The 17657-nt window shown below is 71.5% G+C and carries 21 protein-coding genes; 16 read left to right on the top strand and 5 right to left on the bottom strand.

All coding sequences use genetic code 11. From position 1 onward, the window contains the following. Positions 1-57: 57 nt before the first annotated feature. Positions 58-2847, bottom strand: coding sequence for a pyruvate dehydrogenase (acetyl-transferring), homodimeric type (gene aceE, locus ACGFK0_RS03085; RefSeq protein WP_392899235.1), 2790 nt, complete (start codon positions 2845-2847; stop codon positions 58-60). A 216-nt stretch (positions 2848-3063) separates the two neighbouring features. Between aceE and ACGFK0_RS03080 the strand changes: the two genes are divergently transcribed. The 6 genes from ACGFK0_RS03080 (at position 3064) to ACGFK0_RS03055 (ending at position 6558) form a co-directional block, all read left to right on the top strand. Beyond that, on the top strand, positions 3064-3261 hold the full coding sequence (locus ACGFK0_RS03080; protein ID WP_392899232.1) for a DUF1918 domain-containing protein: 198 nt from the start codon (positions 3064-3066) through the stop codon (positions 3259-3261). Between the two features lie 60 nt (positions 3262-3321). Beyond that, positions 3322-3729 carry a YjbQ family protein gene (locus tag ACGFK0_RS03075; RefSeq protein ID WP_392899229.1) on the top strand — a complete coding sequence of 136 codons (408 nt, stop codon included), beginning with the start codon at positions 3322-3324 and terminating at the stop codon, positions 3727-3729. Positions 3730-3957: 228 nt separating this feature from the next. Continuing rightward, positions 3958-4386 (top strand): DUF3052 domain-containing protein, encoded by a 429-nt coding sequence (locus tag ACGFK0_RS03070; protein WP_131954932.1) that lies wholly within the window; start codon positions 3958-3960, stop codon positions 4384-4386. A 112-nt stretch (positions 4387-4498) separates the two neighbouring features. Beyond that, positions 4499-4957, top strand: coding sequence for a peroxiredoxin (locus tag ACGFK0_RS03065; protein ID WP_392899226.1), 459 nt, complete (start codon positions 4499-4501; stop codon positions 4955-4957). A 61-nt stretch (positions 4958-5018) separates the two neighbouring features. Continuing rightward, the gene (locus tag ACGFK0_RS03060; protein ID WP_392899223.1) at positions 5019-5360 is read left to right on the top strand and encodes a hypothetical protein; all 342 of its coding nucleotides are present in this window, start codon (positions 5019-5021) and stop codon (positions 5358-5360) included. Between the two features lie 139 nt (positions 5361-5499). After that, positions 5500-6558 carry a potassium channel family protein gene (locus ACGFK0_RS03055; RefSeq protein WP_392899221.1) on the top strand — a complete coding sequence of 353 codons (1059 nt, stop codon included), beginning with the start codon at positions 5500-5502 and terminating at the stop codon, positions 6556-6558. Between the two features lie 119 nt (positions 6559-6677). On the opposite strand, the gene ACGFK0_RS03050 is transcribed toward ACGFK0_RS03055, so the two are convergent. Continuing rightward, a complete protein-coding gene (locus ACGFK0_RS03050) occupies positions 6678-7709 on the bottom strand; it encodes a phosphoribulokinase (protein WP_392899217.1) in 1032 nt (343 codons plus the stop codon). Between the two features lie 147 nt (positions 7710-7856). On the opposite strand from ACGFK0_RS03050, the gene ACGFK0_RS03045 reads away from it, so the two are divergent. Together ACGFK0_RS03045 and ACGFK0_RS03040 are read left to right on the top strand one after the other, a co-directional pair. After that, positions 7857-8513, top strand: coding sequence for a response regulator transcription factor (locus tag ACGFK0_RS03045; RefSeq protein WP_358458230.1), 657 nt, complete (start codon positions 7857-7859; stop codon positions 8511-8513). After that, positions 8510-9673, top strand: a complete 1164-nt coding sequence (locus ACGFK0_RS03040; RefSeq protein ID WP_392899215.1) for a GAF domain-containing sensor histidine kinase — start codon at positions 8510-8512, stop codon at positions 9671-9673. Before ACGFK0_RS03045 ends, ACGFK0_RS03040 begins: the two co-directional genes overlap by 4 nt. Here the strand turns inward: ACGFK0_RS03040 and ACGFK0_RS03035 are convergent. After that, the gene (locus ACGFK0_RS03035) at positions 9660-10856 is read right to left on the bottom strand and encodes a saccharopine dehydrogenase family protein (RefSeq protein ID WP_392899212.1); all 1197 of its coding nucleotides are present in this window, start codon (positions 10854-10856) and stop codon (positions 9660-9662) included. The genes ACGFK0_RS03040 and ACGFK0_RS03035 overlap by 14 nt on opposite strands. A 157-nt stretch (positions 10857-11013) precedes the next feature. Here ACGFK0_RS03035 and ACGFK0_RS03030 point away from each other — a divergent pair, with 157 nt between their 5' ends. After that, on the top strand, positions 11014-11190 hold the full coding sequence (locus tag ACGFK0_RS03030) for a hypothetical protein (protein WP_392899210.1): 177 nt from the start codon (positions 11014-11016) through the stop codon (positions 11188-11190). Here ACGFK0_RS03030 and ACGFK0_RS03025 read toward each other — a convergent pair. Beyond that, on the bottom strand, positions 11147-12073 hold the full coding sequence (locus ACGFK0_RS03025) for a LysR family transcriptional regulator (protein ID WP_392899207.1): 927 nt from the start codon (positions 12071-12073) through the stop codon (positions 11147-11149). The two genes, ACGFK0_RS03030 and ACGFK0_RS03025, sit on opposite strands and share 44 nt — an antisense overlap. Before the next feature lie 209 nt (positions 12074-12282). Between ACGFK0_RS03025 and ACGFK0_RS03020 the strand changes: the two genes are divergently transcribed. From ACGFK0_RS03020 to ACGFK0_RS02990, 7 genes are all read left to right on the top strand, one after another. Further along, the gene (locus ACGFK0_RS03020) at positions 12283-13725 is read left to right on the top strand and encodes a form I ribulose bisphosphate carboxylase large subunit (RefSeq protein WP_392899204.1); all 1443 of its coding nucleotides are present in this window, start codon (positions 12283-12285) and stop codon (positions 13723-13725) included. 31 nt (positions 13726-13756) lie between these two features. Beyond that, the gene (locus tag ACGFK0_RS03015) at positions 13757-14185 is read left to right on the top strand and encodes a ribulose bisphosphate carboxylase small subunit (protein WP_392899202.1); all 429 of its coding nucleotides are present in this window, start codon (positions 13757-13759) and stop codon (positions 14183-14185) included. Next, positions 14182-15132: a CbbX protein gene (gene cbbX, locus ACGFK0_RS03010; RefSeq protein ID WP_392899199.1), complete on the top strand. Its 951-nt coding sequence runs from the start codon at positions 14182-14184 to the stop codon at positions 15130-15132. The genes ACGFK0_RS03015 and cbbX overlap by 4 nt, the downstream gene beginning before the upstream one ends. 80 nt (positions 15133-15212) lie before the next feature. Continuing rightward, positions 15213-16121 carry a PAC2 family protein gene (locus ACGFK0_RS03005; protein ID WP_392899197.1) on the top strand — a complete coding sequence of 303 codons (909 nt, stop codon included), beginning with the start codon at positions 15213-15215 and terminating at the stop codon, positions 16119-16121. A 51-nt stretch (positions 16122-16172) separates the two neighbouring features. After that, complete coding sequence (locus ACGFK0_RS03000) at positions 16173-16592, top strand: CBS domain-containing protein (RefSeq protein WP_392899194.1); 420 nt, start codon at positions 16173-16175, stop codon at positions 16590-16592. Beyond that, a complete protein-coding gene (locus ACGFK0_RS02995) occupies positions 16589-17224 on the top strand; it encodes a dienelactone hydrolase family protein (RefSeq protein ID WP_392899191.1) in 636 nt (211 codons plus the stop codon). Before ACGFK0_RS03000 ends, ACGFK0_RS02995 begins: the two co-directional genes overlap by 4 nt. Beyond that, on the top strand, positions 17221-17361 hold the full coding sequence (locus ACGFK0_RS02990; protein ID WP_392899188.1) for a hypothetical protein: 141 nt from the start codon (positions 17221-17223) through the stop codon (positions 17359-17361). Before ACGFK0_RS02995 ends, ACGFK0_RS02990 begins: the two co-directional genes overlap by 4 nt. Before the next feature lie 10 nt (positions 17362-17371). Here the strand turns inward: ACGFK0_RS02990 and ACGFK0_RS02985 are convergent, their stop codons facing one another. Further along, a complete protein-coding gene (locus ACGFK0_RS02985; protein ID WP_392899185.1) occupies positions 17372-17527 on the bottom strand; it encodes a hypothetical protein in 156 nt (51 codons plus the stop codon). Positions 17528-17657: the final 130 nt, after the last annotated feature.

The following is a 17657-nucleotide window of genomic DNA, read 5'->3' as shown; positions in this document are numbered from 1 at the left end:
GGGGCCCTTCCGGTCATCGTGGCCTACACCTCCGCGATCACCGCGTCCGGTGGAAGATCACGCGTCTCCGCCGGTGTTGCTCTCGGAGCTGCCGACGCCGTTGGCGAACACCTCGCTCACGTCCGCGTCGAGCCGGTAGCGCTGGATCGCCTGCTGGAGCGTCTCCGGCTTGATCTCGCCGTGCCGGGCGAGCCGGGTCAGCACCGCGAGGACGACCGACGCGGCGTCCACGTGGAAGAACCGGCGGGCGGCGGCGCGGGTGTCGGAGAAACCGAAGCCGTCGGTGCCGAGCGAGGTGAAGTCCGTGTGCACCCACGGGGCGATCTGGTCGGGTACGGCCCGGGTGAAGTCCGTCACCGCGACGATCGGCCCGGCGACGTTGTCGAGCATCCGGGTGACGTACGGGACGCGCTGCTCGGCGTCGGGGTTCAGCAGGTTCTGCTCGTCGCACGCGCGGGCCTCGCGGGCCAGCTCGTTCCACGAGGTCGCCGACCACACGTCGGCGGCGACGCCCCAGTCCTCGGCGAGGAGCCGCTGGGCTTCCAGGGCCCACCGCCCGCCGACGCCGGACGCCAGGATCTGCGCCCGCGGTGCCGCGCCGTTCCCGGACGTGACGGCCGGGGCGGCCTTGAACCGGTACAGGCCCTTGAGGAGGCCGTCGACGTCGACGTCGTCGGGCTCGACGGGCTGCTGGTACGGCTCGTTGTAGACGGTCAGGTAGTAGAAGATGTTCTCGCCGTCCGGGTGTTCCTCGGACGTCCCGTACATGCGGCGCAGCGCGTCCTGGACGATGTGGGCCAGCTCGAACGCCCACGTCGGGTCGTAGTGGACGCACGCGGGGTTCGACGCCGCGAGTAGCGGGGAGTGGCCGTCGGCGTGCTGGAGGCCCTCACCGGTGAGGGTGGTGCGGCCGGCGGTGGCGCCGAGGAGGAACCCGCGGCCCATCTGGTCGCCGAGCGCCCACATCTGGTCGCCGGTCCGCTGGAACCCGAACATCGAGTAGAAGATGTACACCGGGATCATGTGCTCGCCGTGCGTGGCGTACGTGGTGCCCGCGGCGATCGCGGACGCCATCGACCCGGCCTCGCTGATGCCCTCGTGCAGCATCTGGCCGCTTTCGGACTCCTTGTACGACAGCAGGAGCTTGCGGTCCACCGCGTCGTAGGTCTGCCCATGCGGGGAGTAGATCTTGGACGTGGGGAACAGCGAGTCCATGCCGAACGTGCGGTACTCGTCCGGGGCGATCGGCACGAAGCGGGCGCCGATGTTCTCGTCCTTGATCAGGTCCTTGAGCAGCCGGACGAACGCCATCGTCGTCGCGACGTTCTGCTTGCCGGAGCCCTTCTTCAGCTCGCTGTAGACGGGGTCGCCGGGCAGCTTGAGGGCCTTGGCCCGCACCACGCGTTTCGGCACGAACCCGCCGAGGGCGGCCCGGCGCTCGCGCATGTACTGGATCTCGTCGGAGTCTTCGCCCGGGTGGTAGTAGGGCGGCAGCGGCGCTTCCAGCGCCGAGTCCGGGATGTCCAGGTAGAGGCGGTCCCGGAACTCCTTCAGCTCGGCCTTGGTGAGCTTCTTCATCTGGTGGGTGGCGTTGCGGGCCTCGAAGTCGGAGCCGAGCGTCCAGCCCTTGATCGTGTGCGCGAGGATCACGGTCGGCTGGCCGACGTGCTCGCGGGCCGCCTTGAACGCCGCGTACACCTTGCGGTAGTCGTGCCCGCCGCGCGACAGCTTGCGCAGCTCGTCGTCCGACAGGTGCTGGACGATCCGGCGCAGCCGCGGGTCGGCGCCGAAGAACTTCTCCCGGATGTACTCGCCGGATTCGACGGTGAACGTCTGGAACTGCCCGTCGGGCGTGGTGTTCATCTGGTTGACGAGGACGCCGTCGACGTCCTGCGCGAGCAGCGGGTCCCAGTCGCGGCCCCAGATGACCTTGATGACGTTCCAGCCGGCGCCGCGGAAGAACGACTCCAGCTCCTGAATGATCTTGCCGTTGCCGCGGACCGGGCCGTCCAGTTGCTGGAGGTTGCAGTTGACGACGAAGGTCAGGTTGTCGAGCTCCTCGCGGGCGGCCAGGCCGATCGCGCCGAGCGACTCGGGCTCGGCCATCTCGCCGTCGCCGAGGAACGCCCACACGTGCGAGCGGGACGTGTCCTTGATCTTCCGGTTGTACAGGTAGCGGTTGAACCGGGCCTGGTACACCGAGTTGATCCCGGTCAGGCCCATCGACACCGTGGGGAACTCCCAGAAGTCCGGCATGAGCCGCGGGTGCGGGTAGGACGAGAGGCCGCCGCCCGGGTGCGAGTGCTCCTGGCGGAACCCGTCGAGCTTGTCCTCGGGCAGCCTCCCCTCCAGGTAGGCGCGGGCGTAGATGCCCGGCGACGCGTGACCCTGGATGAAGACCTGGTCGCCCGACTCGCCGTGGTCCTTGCCGCGGAAGAAGTGGTTGAACCCGACCTCGTACAGCGAGGCGGCGGAGGCGTAGGTGGCGATGTGGCCGCCGACGCCGATCTCGGGCCGGTTCGCGCGCGAGACCATGATCGCGGCGTTCCAGCGGATGTAGGCGCGGATGCGCCGTTCCACATGCTCGTCGCCGGGGAACCAGGGCTCGGACTCCGGCGGGATCGTGTTGATGAAGTCGGTGCTGCGTAGGCTGGGCACGCCCACCTGCAGCTCCCGCGCCCTTTCCAGGAGCCGGAGCATCACGTACCGTGCCCTGCCGCGGCCCGCGGTCTTGATGACCGTGTCCAGTGACTCCAGCCACTCCCGGGTCTCGTCCGGGTTGATGTCGGGCAGCTGGCTCGGCAGGCCGTCGCTGATGATCGAAAAGCGTTGACGTCCGGAAGCCACGGGGTCCCCTCTGTCCTTACGTCTTTGCGGGTGAGACCGGTGGCCGCCCGCGGGTGGCCACCGGTCCCCGGCAGACTGTTCGTCGCTCGTCTCGAGATCCATCGTCGCCGTTTATGACGGCTAACGCATCTCTACCAACCGGTAACCATTCTCCCCGGTCAACCGGGGTACGCACCCTGGGAGAGCCGATATTTTCCCGACGAGAGCGGAGGAGCCATGAACGGGCGGATCGGAGACCGGCTGCTTGTCCACGGCAACATCGTGGGGCAGCCGGACCGGCAGGGCGAGATCATCGAGGTACGGGGCGAGGACGGCGGCCCGCCGTTCCTGGTCCGGTTCGACGACGGCCACGAGACCCTGGTCTACCCGGGGCCGGACGCGGTCATCGAGTCCAGGGAGCACCTTCAGCGGTAGCCCGCGGATACGTGCGGCCCCGGAGGCGTCCGGGGCCGCGGAGCGGGTAGACCCGGGATCATGGAGAGCACCGTGGTCCGGGTGGCGACCGGTGCGCGCGAGACCGTGCACGACATCACCGCCGAATGCGAGCGGTTCGCCGCGTCGGCCGGCGGCGACGGGCTGCTTCACGTCTTCGTCCCGCACGCCACCGCCGGCGTGGCGGTCATCGAGCTGGGGGCCGGGAGCGACGACGACCTCCTGGCCGCCCTCGGCGACCTGCTGCCCGCGGACGACCGCTGGCGGCACGCGCACGGGTCGCCGGGCCACGGGCGCTCGCACGTCCTGCCCGCGCTGGTCCCGCCGTTCGCGACCCTTCCGGTCGTCGGCGGGCGGCTCGCGCTCGGGACGTGGCAGTCGGTGGCCCTGGTCGACCTCAATATGGACAACCCGGACCGCCAGATCCGGTTGTCCTTCCTCAAGGGATGACCATCGAGGGATGACGGTGACTGTCACGTTCCGTGGAGGCCTTGTTACGCCGATCTGCGTAATCGGGCCAATGAGGCCACCAAAAGCCGGGAAGACACTTGCGCTAGGGGCCCTCACTTGTGTGGACTGTCCCGCAAACACCGCACAGGTGCGGGCGGGCCACCCGTCCAGGGGGCCGGAAGACATGAGCACGGCACCGTGCGGACTGACGACAATGGGAGGACTTTCGTGAGCGCGACCGCGGGTCAGGCGCAGTCTGAGCGCAGCCTGGCCGAACGGCTCGGCCTGAAGGCGGGCCAGGTGGTGCAGGAGATCGGCTACGACGACGACGTTGACGAGGAGCTCCGCGAATCCGTCGAGGCCGTCACGGGGAACGAGCTGGTCGACGAGGACTACGAGGACGTGGTCGACGTCGTGCTGCTGTGGTGGCGCGAGGAGGACGGCGACCTGTTCGAGGGCCTCACCGACGCGATGATCCCGCTCACCGGCGGCGGCAACATCTGGCTGCTGACGCCGAAGGCGGGCAGGGACGGGCACGTGGAGCCGAGCGACATCGGCGAGGCCGCACAGACGGCCGGACTGTCGCAGACCAGCAGCGTCAGCGCCGCCAAGGAATGGTCGGGAACGCGGCTGGTCGCGCCCAAGGTCCGCAAGTAGCCCCGGGCACCTGGTTCGCCGGCCGTGCGGGGTGACAGACTGGTCCCGTCCCCCACGCCCGTGGGGGACGGGGCATGACCCCGCCGCGGGCGGGAGAGATGCGGGAGTGGTTTTGGCGGTTGAGGTAGGCGACGGCGCACCGGACTTCGAGCTGAAGGACCAGCACGGCACACCGGTGAAGCTGTCGGACTTCCGTGGTGAGAAGAACGTCGTCCTGGTGTTCTATCCGCTGGCGTTCAGCGGCGTCTGCACCGGCGAGCTGTGCCAGATCCGGGACGAGCTGCCCACGCTGGGCGGCGACGACGTGCAGGTGCTCGCGGTCTCGGTCGACTCGATGTTCGCGCTGCGCGCCTGGGCCGACCAGGAGAAGTACACGTTCCCGCTGCTTTCGGACTTCTGGCCGCACGGCGGGACGGCACAGCGTTACGGCGTGTTCGACGAGGGTAAGGGGCTCGCCGTGCGCGGGACCTTCGTCATCGACACCGAGGGTGTGGTCCGCTGGAAGGTCGTCAACGCGATCCCGGACGCACGCGACATCGACGAGTACCGCAAGGCGCTCGCCGAGCTCTGAGCGAAATCGGACCGGCTCCGGCCATGTGGCCGGAACCGGTCCCCGCACCTCTGGAGGTGTGATGCCCTGCTTCCGATGCGGGGCGCGGCAGACCGACCCCGCCCGGGGCGCGAGCCCGTGGAAGCGCGGGGTCCGGGCGGACCGCCAGGTGCTGATCTGCCCCGGCTGCCAGACCGCCCGCGACTGGGCCGGCGAACTCGACCGCTGCTCGGCCTGCGGGTCGGCCGTGCTGGTGTGCCGCCTCGGCGAGGTGGAGTGCCGCGACTGCGGCCACACCCGCGACGCCGTCCCCGCCGACCTGGTGCACTCCGGTGCGCCGCCGGGCGGCTCCGGCGACGGCGACCTGTCCGCGGAGGTGGCCGCGGCGCTCACCCGCGTGCTGAAGAAGGGCCCGGCCGTCTGAGGCCCCGGCTGTCCGGGGTTAGGCCGTCTGAGGGCCCGGCTGCGGCCTGCTGCGGCGACCGTCCGATCCCGTTCCGCTCTGCGCTGACCAGGGGCGCCGCTACTTGACGCGGGATTTTTCCTGCTGCCAGTCTTCGCGGGTGCCATTTGTGCTGATGCGCCTGGTCGACCGGATCGCCGGGCGGTCGATGCGGATGCCCGCGCTCGTGCTCCTCGCCGCCTTCCTGGTCGGCTGGCTGCTGATCGCGGTGTTCGAGGAGCCCGGCGCCGACATCAAGAAGCCGCACGAGTACTTCTGGTATTTCATCGTCAGCGGCACCACCACCGGTTACGGCGATCTGGCCCCGGCGACGATCGGCGGGCGGATCGGCGGAGTGATCGCCATCGTGTCCGGGCTCACCGCGGGCCTCATGCTGTTCGCCGAGGTGACGCTGTGGCTGGCGAAGGGGAGGACCATGAAGGCCAACGGCCGGGCGCGGCTGAGCCACCGGCGCCACATCGTGATCGTCGGCTACGAACGGGACGGCCTGCGGGCCATCATCGGCGAGTTGCGCGCCGACCCGGATTTCGCCAGGACGCCGGTGGTCACGATCTTCTGGCCGGACGAGCTGACGGGTGAGAACCCCGACCCCGACGTCTACGACGTGGTCGCGTTCGACGACACCGCCTACGAACGCGCGTGCCTGGAGCATGCCCGCGCGGCCGTCGTCGTCGGGCGCACCGACGACGAGACCGTCCGGGTGATGCTCGGTCTGGCGGCCTATCTGCGGCGGCACGGCGAACCGCCCGTCCACCTGCTGGCCGGCCTGCACGACGGCCACCGCCGCGGGGAGATCATGGACGCGCTGACCCTGATCACCCCGGACATCGAGACGGTCGACATCGACGACCCGGCCGTGGTCGCGGTCTCGGTCCGCAACCCCGGTGTGGCCGCGATCTACCACAATCTGGCCAGCACGCTCGACACCGACGGCACCCTGTACCGGGTGGACGTGCCGGAAGAGGTCGGTGAGCGGTCCCGCATCGACGTCGCGATCTTCCTTCTGCGCCGGGGGAGCACCCTGCTGGCCGTCGGCGAGTCGCACCGCCCCAACGCGAACTTCCGCCTCACCTCCGCCCCGGACGAGAAGATCCGGGGCGGTCAGTCGCTCGCCGTGGTGGCGGCGAGCCGCCCGGAGATCCCGTGGCGGGACCTGTGAGCGAAGTCCGGGAGGGCGCCCCTCGCGCCCGCTGAGGGCGCCCTCCCGGCAGCCGCCGGCGCGCGGCCCGGGGCTACAGGTCCAAGAGCCCCGGGGCCTCCCCGCGCGCCCGCGGAGTTCTAGGCGGCCTGCCGGTGGTCGGCGTCCAGCAGGTGGTAGAGCAGGAGCAGCTGGGTGATCGCCAGGGGGTCGCTGGTGCCGGCGTCGCCGAGGCGGCCGAGGACGCCGGGGTCGGGGATGGCGGTGCCGGCGCGGGGGCCGAGGCGTTCCAGGATGGCCTTCTTGACGACCTGTGATTCCTCGGGGGAGACGTATCCGTGGACGTGCAGGGCGTCGACGGGGCGTCCGTCGGTGTCGCGGTGCAGGCGCAGGTGCATGGCCGTCTCCATGCCGCCGGAACCCGGGTTGCCGGAGGCCGTGGCGCCGGTGGCGGTGTCGCCGGGGCCGCTGTCGAGGACGTCCGCCAGATCGGGATGGTCGATCGTGGGGCGGAGCAGCAGTTCGGCGGACAGCGGGGTGCCGGGCGGGTCGAGCCGTCCCGCGACGGGCGCGAAGCGGACGACGATGTCGGCGTGCTTGCGCTGGGGGCGGATGTAGGCGGCGCTCTCGGGTTCGCGGCGGTCCAGCTCCGCCATGACCTGCTCGGGGGTGTAGCCGCGTTTGTCGCAGTCGCGGCTGACCTTCCAGGAGTGCCGCAGCGGCTCGGGCGGGTCGAGGTAGACGGTGATGTCGAAGCAGGCGCGCGCCATCCGGGTGTGGAGGGGGAGCAGGCCCTCGACGATCACGAAGTCGCGGGGTTCGACCAGCTCGGGGCGGACGAGTTCGCCGGTGGCGTGGTCGTAGACGGGCTTGAGGATCGGTTCGCCCATCGAAAGCAGCTGCAGGTGCTGCTCCATGATGTCGATGTGGTTGCAGTCGGGGTGCAGCGCCGTGAACGGCTTGCCGGCGCGTTCGGCGCGGTCGTAGCGGTGGTAGTCGTCCACGCAGACCGCCGTCATCCGATCGGCCCCCAGACACTGCACAAGCCCCCGGGTCAGAGTGGTCTTGCCCGCCGCGCTGTCCCCGGCGATGGCGAGCATGACGGGGCGGCGGCCGGACCCGCGCGCCCGGAGCATATGCACGATCCGATGGGGCACCTTCTGCTCCTCCATCCTGCGGAATTCAATTTTCGTCTAGGAGAGTACGGCGGTGCGGCGGGCGGTTCGTCCCCCAATCAGGGGAGAGCGGGGGTGAAACCGCGGAGGCCCCCTCCGGCCCTGGGCTACTGATGAGTAGCTTCCGGTTGTTATCGTGCCGGAATGGGTGTCCCCGTACGTGTCGTCCTCGTCGACGACCACGAAATGATCCTCGCCGGACTGCAGGCGATGCTGGCCGGGTTCTCCGGGCGCGTGCGCGTCGTGGGGCAGGCGGGGACGGGGGACGAGGCGGCCCGGCTGGTCACCACGCTGCGCCCGGACGTCGTCCTGCTGGACGTGCGGCTCGGCCCGGAGAGCGGCCTCGACCTGTGCCGCCTGCTGACCGGGCGGGTCCCGGAGGCGCGGGTGGTGTTCCTGTCGGTGTACGACGACGAGCAGTACGTCTTCGAGGCGCTGCGGGCCGGGGCGGGCGGGTACCTGCTCAAGCGGGTGGACGGCCCCGAACTCGTCCGCCGCCTTGAGGAGGTCGCGCAGGGCGAGACGGTCGTGGACCCGACGCTCGCCGGCCGGATGGCGGTCACCGCGGCCCGGCTGACCCGCGGCGAGTTCTGGCCGGGCGCCAACCGCGGGCTCACCCAGCGCGAGAGCGAGGTGCTGTCGCTGCTGGTGGGCGGCCTGTCCAACAAGGCGATCGCGGCGCGGCTCGTGCTCAGCGAGGAGACGGTCAAGAGCCACCTGCGCGCGCTCTACCGCAAGCTGGAGGTGACCGACCGGTCCGCCGCGATAGCGGTCGCGCTGCGCGAGGGGCTGTTCCGGTGACGGCCGCCGGGCCGCTGGAACTGCTCGCCGGACGCGGGAACGACCTGCTCGTCCGCATCGTGGCCGTCGCCTGCTCCGACCGGGAACTGCCGCGGATGGCCGAGGAGCTCGCCGGGCTCGTCGTCCGGTCGGCGCGGGCGCTGACGTTCTGCGACGTCTACGTCCTGGCCGAGGACGAGCGCGTCCTGGAATGGTCGGGCCCGCCCGTTCCGCTGGGGGCGGGCGACGTCGGCCGGGCGGCCGCGCACGGCCGGGTCCGGCCACATCCGGACGGACGGGGCGCCGCGATCCCCGTGCACAGCGAGGGAACCGTGGTCGCGGTCGTGGACGTCCGGTCCGCCGGCCCCGCCCCCGCCGAGGACCTGGCCCTCGTCACCGCGCTCGCCGGGCTGTTCGCGCCGGTGCTGTCCTCGTGCCGCCGGCTGCGCACCGCCCGCGAGCGCGAGCACGCCGCCGAGCGGTTCGCCGAACGGGCGGTGGAGGCGCAGGAGGCGGAGCGGTCGCGGCTCAGCCGAGAGATCCACGACGGCATCGCGCAGCGCCTCGCCAGCCTCGGCTTCCACCTGTCGGCGGCCGAGCGGGCGCTGCCCGAGCACCATCCCGAGGGGCTGGCGCAGATCATGATGGCGCGGCGGCTGTGCGAGCTCGCGGCGGCCGAGACGCGCGCCGCGATCGGCGGGCTGCGGCCGCCCGTCCTGGACGATCTCGGCCTGTCGGCGGCGCTGGCCACCCTCGCCCGTGAGGCCGGGGACGGTCCCGGCCCGTCCGGTCCGCTCGACGTGACGGTGACCGTCGAGGGCGAACTGGAGGACGCGCTTCCCGACCATGTGCAGACCGCCCTGTACCGGATCGCGCAGGAGGCGGTCGGCAACTGCCTGCGGCACGCGTCCGCGACATGCGTCGACCTGCTGCTGGAGCACTCCACCGACCGCGTCCGGCTGAAGGTCACCGACGACGGGGCCGGGTTCCCGGTCCGGGACGTGCTGGCGCCGGGGGGCCGCGGCCGCCGTCCCGACTCCTACGGGCTGCGCGGCATGCGGGAGCGCGCCGAACTGCTCGGCGGGCGGGTCTCCGTGACGAGCAGGCCGGGGGCCGGGACGACCGTGGAGGCCGTCATCCCCATCCCGGGCCGCCACCGGGGTGCGGTCAGTCCGTCCTGAGGACCCGGAAGACGATCCCCGCCCGGTTCAGCCGGTCGATCAGGGCGTCGCCCATCGCGGTCGCGGTCGTGACCTGCCCGGCGGTCTCCGGCAGGTCGTCGTGGGCCAGGCACAGCGCCGACTCGGCGAGCATCTTGGCGGTCTCGCCGTAGCCGGGGTCGCCGCCAGAGACCTCGGTGACGACGTGCCTGCCGCCGCCCTCTCCGGCGAACTTCATGCTGAACCAGTGCTTGGCGCGCTCCGCTTCGGACGGGCCTTCGCCCGGCGCGCGGAGCCGCAGCAGCAGGTTGCGGGTCGGCGGGAGCGCGGACAGGGCGAGCAGGGCGCCGGAGCCCGCGGCCATCCCGGCGGCGACGGCAAGCCGTTTGACGGCGACGTAGTGGCCGTAGGAGAAGTCGGGGCCGTAGCGGTCGAGCGCCGCCGCCGACCGGACGACGATCTGCGGGTCGATGGTGGGCAGCGGCAGCGTCCAGCCGCCCGCGACACGGGCCTTCGGCGCCGGACGCCGCGAAACGCGCACCCTGCGGCCGGCGGGCCGGTCCTCCACCCGGCGGCGCTCGCGTTCGGCGCGCATCATGCCGGCGGGGTCGCCGAAGATGCCGATGGCCGAGTGCAGCGTGCCGCCGGACGCGCCCCCGCGGACGCGCAGGAAACCCTCGACGTGGATCGGGACGCCCTCCGGAAGCTGCTTCACCGTGAAGTAGGCGCCGAGGTCGTGGGGGATCGAGTCGAACCCGCAGGCGTGGACGATCCGGGCGCCGCTGCGCACGGCCTCCTCGTGGTACTTCACGTACATCCGGTCGACGAAGGTCGGTTCGCCGGTGAGGTCGACGTAGTCCGTCCCGGCGCGCGCGCACGCCGCGACCAGCGGCTCGCCGTACTTGACGTAGGGACCGACCGTGGTGATGACGACCCGCGCCCTGTTCGCGATGTCCTCGATCGAGGCGGTGTCGGTGGTGTCCGCGTGCAGCAGCGGCAGATCGGCGCACGCCGGGTTCAGTTTCACCAGGCGGTCGCGGACGGCGGTCAGCTTGGCCCGGTTGCGTCCGGCGAGGGCCCAGCGCGTACCGGGCCCGGCGTGCTCGGCCAGATACTCGGCGGTCAGGGCGCCGGTGAAGCCGGTGGCGCCGAACAGGACGACGTCGTACTGGCGAGCCGGGTCGTGCCGGCGGTCGGCGGTCATCGCAGCCCCTTTCACGGTTCCGAATCTGATTCTGTCGCGTCCGCGGCCGATCATGCACGCGGGTACGGCGATGTGAGCGAGCACACTCGTCTAGGGTTGCCCGGGACGGGGGGTTTCGCAGTGACGAAGGGGACGCCGGGATGAGGGGGACGCGGTCGTGACCGGGCTCGCCGTGGCGATGGACGTCGTCGCCGCGGGCTTCTTCGCCTGCTTCGTGGTCCTGGTCACCCGCAGGACGACCGTCCCGGCCGACGAGGGCGGACGCACGGTCGCGATGATCATGATCGCCGTCAGCCTCGGCCTGCTGTCGGTGTCGCTGTGGAGCCTGCCCTGACGACCGCGGCGCTCCGGGCCGGGTCGCTCCAGCCGGGGGCGTCCAGCAGGTGCCGGACGAACAGCAGCGTCGTCGGGGTCGGCGCGGTCCCGGCGACCGCGTGCCACGGCCGGTCGAGCGGCATCCCCGGCGCGTCGACGACGACGAGGCGGCCCGCGTCCAGTTCGGCCCCGACGGCGTCCCGCGACACCAGCGCGACGCCGAGCCCCGCCGCCGCGCCGGCGATCACCGCGCCGTTCGAACCGAGGACGAGGCGGGGCGGCGACACCTCCCGCTCGGCCAGGTAGGCGTCGGCGCTGGCCCGCGTGCCCGAGCCGGGCTCGCGCATCACCCACGGCGTGCCGGCCAGCGCGAACCCGTCCGCCAAGCCCGGCGCGCCCACGACGACCAGCTCGTTCGGACGCCGCGCCAGCACGGTCACCGCGGCGTCGCCCGGCGGACGGCCGGCCAGCACGAGATCGGCCTCGTGCGCGGCGAGGCTGCTCCACACCTGGCGGCGCGGCCCCACCTCCAGCGCCAGCTCCACGTCGGGCCAGCGCGCCCGGAACGAGGCGAGCAGTTCCGGGAGGATCTGGTCGGCGGCCGTCGTCACCGCCGCCAGCCGCAGCGGGCCGCGCCCCGGGTCCGCCGCGCCGCGGGCGGCCGCCCGCCCCTCCTCCAGCAGGCCGAGCACCTGCCGCGCGTACCCGGCGTAGACGGCCCCGGCGGCGGTCAGCGCGAGCCCGCGCCCCTCCCGCCGGACGAGTGGCACGCCGAGATCGCGGGTCAGTGCCGCGACCGCCGCCGACACCGCCGACTCGGTCACGTACAGCCGCCGCGCCGCCGCCCGCACGGACCCGGTGTCGGCGAGGGCGACGAACGTCCGCAGCCGCGCCTCCGTCACGTCCCCGCCTCCTCGTTCAAGTGAATGGTTGATGGTCACCGTAGAACACTTGATGGACATTGCAACTGTCGGCGGGTGAAGCTCGTCCCGTTCACGGTTCCACGTGGCCGGGACGCGGCGCCTCACCCCGATCCCCTGGGACATGCCGTCCTTCACCGGGGTGAGCCGCCGCGTCCCGCATCCAGGCTTCAGGCTGAAGGAGAGCGGCGATGAGCTCGGGCAGATGGTCGGCGGGCGTGATCCCCTACGCGGAGATGGGCTACTGGCGTCCGGACTACCAGCCGAAGGACAGCGACATCCTCGCCGCCTTCCGCATCACGCCGCAGAAGGGCGTGCCGCCGGAGGAGGCCGGCGCGGCCGTCGCGGGCGAGTCGTCCACCGCCACCTGGACGGTCGTGTGGACGGACCGGCTCACGTCCTACGAGAACTACCAGGCCAAGTGCTACAGGGTGGAGCCCGTCCCCGGCCAGGAAGGGCAGTTCATCGCCTACATCGCCTACGACCTCGACCTGTTCGAGGAGGGGTCGATCGCGAACCTGACGTCGTCCATCATCGGGAACGTCTTCGGGTTCAAGGCGCTCAAGGCGCTCCGCCTGGAGGACATGCGCATCCCCACCCACTATGTGAAGACGTTCCAGGGGCCGGCGCACGGCATCGTCATGGAACGCGAGTACCTCGGCAAGTTCGGCCGCCCGCTGCTGGGCGCGACCGTGAAACCGAAGCTCGGGCTGTCGGCGCGCAACTACGGCCGCGTCGTGTACGAGGCCTGCCGCGGCGGCCTGGACTTCACCAAGGACGACGAGAACATCAACTCCCAGCCGTTCATGCGCTGGCGCGACCGTTTCCTCTACTGCATGGAGGGCGTGAACAGGGCGCAGGCCGCCACGGGCGAGGTGAAGGGCCACTACCTCAACGTCACCGCCGGGACGATGGAGGACATGTACGAACGCGCCGAGTTCGCCAAGGAACTCGGCAGCGTCATCGTGATGATCGACCTCACCATCGGCTACACGGCGATCCAGTCGATGGCCAAGTGGGCGCGCGCCAACGGCGTCCTGCTGCACCTGCACCGCGCCGGGCACTCCACGTACACGCGGCAGAAGTCCCACGGCGTCAACTTCCGCGTCATCGCCAAATGGATGCGGCTCGCGGGCGTCGACCACATCCACGCGGGGACGGTCGTCGGCAAGCTGGAGGGCGACCCGAACAGCGTCCGCGGCTACTACGACACCCTGCGCCTCGACAAGATCGCCGCCGACCCGGTGAAGGGCCTGTACTTCGACCAGGACTGGGCATCGATGCCGGGCACGATGCCCGTCGCGTCCGGCGGCATCCACGCCGGGCAGATGCACCAGCTCCTGCACTACCTCGGCGAGGACTCCATCCTGCAGTTCGGCGGCGGGACGATCGGCCACCCGATGGGCATCGCCGCCGGCGCCACCGCCAACCGCGTCGCGCTCGAGGCGATGATCAAGGCGCGCAACGAGGGCCGCGACTACCTCGCCGAAGGCCCCGACATCCTGCGCGCCGCCGCCAAGAAGAGCCGCGAACTGGACGTCGCCCTGTCCACCTGGGGCGACATCACCTTCACCTACGAGTCCACCGACACCCCCGACGTCGTCGAAACCGCAGTGTTCTCACCGACCCCCTGACGGGGGCCCACCTCCAACCTCGGAGCATCTGATGCGGATCACCCAAGGAACGTTCTCCTACCTCCCCGACCTCACCGACGAGGAGATCGCCAAGCAGGCCGCCTACGCCCTCGACCAGGGCTGGCCGTGCTCGGTCGAGTTCACCGACGACCCGCACCCGCGCAACTCCTACTGGGAGATGTGGGGCCTGCCGATGTTCGACCTCACCGACCCGGCCGGCGTCCTGTACGAGATCAACGAATGCCGCAAGGCGTACCCGGGCCACTACATCCGCCTCAACGCCTACGACGCGGCCTACGGACGCCAGACGACGGCGCTCCAGTTCATCGTCCAGCGCCCCGCGGAGGAGCCCGGCTTCCGGCTCGACCGCGAAGAGACGTCCGACCGGCGCGTCCGCTACACCCTCCACCCCTACGCCCTCGACCGCCCCGAGGGAGACCGCTACGGGGCGGGACGTTGAGCGAACGCCCCGGATTCGGGATGCGCCAGAACGGCTCCCCGGCGGCCCCTTCCCCCGTTCCCGCCGCCGGGGAGCCGCTCCCTCCCGGCGCCCGCGTCGACCTCGCCAAGGAGCGCGCCGACTCCCAGGCCGACGACGTCCTGGACGCCCTCGACCGCGAACTCGTCGGCCTCGCCCCCGTCAAGACCCGCATCAGGGAGATCGCCGCGCTCCTCCTCGTCGACCGCGTCCGCGCCCGCTTCGGCATCGACTCCGGGCGCCCCAGCCTCCACATGTGCTTCACCGGCAGCCCCGGGACGGGCAAGACGTCCGTCGCGCTGCGGCTCGCCGAACTCCTGCACCGCCTCGGCTACATCCGCCGCGGCCACCTCGTCTCCGTCACGCGCGACGACCTCGTCGGCCAGTACGTCGGCCACACCGCCCCCAAGACCAAGGAGGTCCTCAAAAGGGCCATGGGCGGCGTCCTGTTCATCGACGAGGCGTACTACCTGTACCGCGCCGAGAACGAACGCGACTACGGGCAGGAGGCCATCGAGATCCTCCTCCAGATCATGGAGAACCAGCGGGACGACCTCGTCGTCGTCCTCGCCGGCTACAAGGACCGCATGGACTCCTTCTTCGCGTCCAACCCCGGCATGAGCTCCCGCATCGCGCACCACATCGACTTCCCCGACTACGAGCCGGACGAACTGGAGGCCATCGGCCACCTGATGATGGAACGCGAGGGCTACGGCCTGGCCCCGGAGACCGAGCCGGTCTTCCGCGACTACCTATCCCGCCGCCGCGCCCAGCCCCGCTTCGCCAACGCGCGCTCCGTCCGCAACGCCATCGAACGCGCCCGCCTCCGCCACGCCAACCGCCTCCTCGCCGGGGGCGGCGACGTCGGCCGCGAAGATCTCACCACCCTCCACCCCGAAGACTTCCTGTCCAGCCGCGTCTTCAGGTGACCGGTGTCACGGCCGATCCGGGGATGGGCCTCCGCATGTCCTAATGTTGGGACGGACGACATGTAGAGGTGGGGGAGAAGTTGCTTAACCCTGAGGATCTGTACGAGCTCGACGCCGACCTGCCGGAAATGACGGGTCCGGTGCTGCTGCACAGCCTCGACGGCTTCGTGGACGCCGGATCCACCGGGCAGCTCGTCCGCGAGCACCTCCTGGAGGCACTGGAGCACCGCGTCATCGCCCGCTTCGACGTCGACTCGCTGATCGACTACCGGGCGCGCCGCCCGCCGATGACGTTCGACCGCGACCACTGGGCCTCCTACGAGACGCCCGAGCTGGTCGTGCGGCTGCTCCGCGACGACGCCGGCAGCCCGTTCCTGATGCTGTCCGGGCCCGAACCCGACCGGCTCTGGGAGGGCTTCACCGCCGCCGTCCTCGACCTCGTCAAGCGCCTCGGCGTCGGGCTCGTCGTCGGCTTCCACGGCATCCCGATGGGCGTCCCGCACACCCGTCCCGTCGGCATCACCTCGCACGCCACCCGGCCGGAGCTGATCACCCGCAACTCGTGGTTCGACAAGGTCCAGGTCCCCGGCAGCGCCTCCGGGCTCCTCGAACTGCGGCTCGGTGAGGCCGGTCACGACGCCGTCGGGTTCGCCGTGCACGTCCCGCACTACCTCGCCCAGTCCGCCTACCCGGCCGCCGCCGTCGCCGCGCTCGACGCGGTCGCCGACGCGACCGGGCTCGCGCTGCCCGTCGAACGGCTCCGCGAGGCGGCCGCCGCCACCGACGCCGACATCGCCGAGCAGGTCGACGGCAACGACGAGGTGGAGAAGGTCGTCCGGGCCCTGGAGCAGCAGTACGACGCGTTCGCCGGGGCCGCCGAACGCGACAGCCTCCTGGCCGAATCGGCGGACATGCCCACCGCCGACGAACTCGGCGCCCAGTTCGAACGCTTCCTCGCCGAGCAGGACGGGCCCGACTCGCCGTCGTAGACATATCCCGGCGGGCGCTGGGTAGGCGAGGCCCCGAGGGGAGGCTCGCTCATGGCCCAGAAGGTGAACGAAGTGATGACGCCGGTGCCCGTGGCGGTGTCCCCGGACACGTCCCTGGCCGACGTCGGGGACCTCATGCGGCAGCACGGCATCGGCGACGTCCTGGTCGTCCACGAGGGACGGCTCCGCGGCCTGGTCACCGACCGCGACATCGTCGTCCGCGCCGTCGCCGCCCAGAAGGACATGGCCGGCACGACCGTCGCCGACATCTGCAGCACCAACATGATCACCGTCACGCCGGGGGAGGACGCCGACGCCGCCGTCCGCCTGATGCGGCAGCACGCCGTCCGCCGCATCCCCGTCGTGGACGGCGACCGCCCGATCGGCATGGTGTCCATCGGCGACCTCGCCGTCCAGCGCGACGAGCGCTCGGCCCTCGCCGACATCAGCGCCGAACCGCCGAACACATGATCACACTGAAGCTGGAGGACGCCGAACTCCACGGCGACCTCGCGATACCGGACGGCGCCACCGGCGTCGTCCTGTTCGCCCACGGCAGCGGCAGCTCCCGGCACAGCCCCCGCAACCGCGCGGTGGCCGACGGCCTCAACGCCGCCGGGATGGGGACGCTCCTCATCGACCTGCTCACCGAACACGAGGAGCAGCTCGACCGCGTGACCGCCGCGCTCCGCTTCGACATCGAACTCCTGACGCTCCGCCTCATCGGCGCGATCGACCGGCTGACGGAGGGCCTCGAATCCGCCCCGCACACGGCGGGCCTCCCCATCGGCTTGTTCGGCGCCAGCACCGGCGCCGCCGCCGCCCTGGCAGCCGCCGCCGCCCGCCCCCGGATCGCCGCGGTCGTCTCCCGCGGAGGACGCCCCGACCTGGCGGGCCCGTCACTGCCCCGCGTCCGCGCCCCCGTCCTCCTGATCGTCGGCGGCCGCGACACGGAGGTCCTGCACCTCAACGAGCAGGCGCACAGAAGCCTCGACAACTCGGAAATTCACGTCATCTCAGGCGCCACCCACCTCTTCGAGGAGCCCGGAGCCCTCGAAGAGGTCACCACCCAGGCCGCCGACTGGTTCAACCACCACCTGTGACCCGCGACATCATCGTCGGCGCCGATCCCCCGCGCATCCCCCCTGGCCCGCGCTTCGTCTCAAGCTCCCCGGCGGCGTCCTGCTCCGCCACCGCCCACCTGGCCGCCGTCCTCACCAAGCCCACCCCCGCCTCCTGACTCCGTACCGTCAGCGGGGCGCGTGGTCCCGACCGTCCAGCTGGTCACGGCAGAGTTCGGCGCGTTCCCGGAAGCGCGCCGCAGCCGCCAGGTGGTAGGCGCACATCTGCGGGTCGGTGATGGCCATCTGCTCCAGCATGGCCGCGGCTCGCTCGTTGGACCGCATTTGAGAACGCAGCGTCAGAACGGCCAGTCCCTCGGACGTGTCTGGGACGGCGGCGGAAACGGATGGGCGGCCCGGCACGGTCATCATGACTCCTGGTGCGCGTCGAAGCGACGACGTGCCACCAGGGTCC

Origin of the sequence: Spirillospora sp. NPDC048823, from assembly GCF_043198445.1 — a bacterium.
Lineage (GTDB): Bacteria > Actinomycetota > Actinomycetes > Streptosporangiales > Streptosporangiaceae > Spirillospora.
This window is presented reverse-complemented; position numbering and strand designations above follow the sequence as displayed.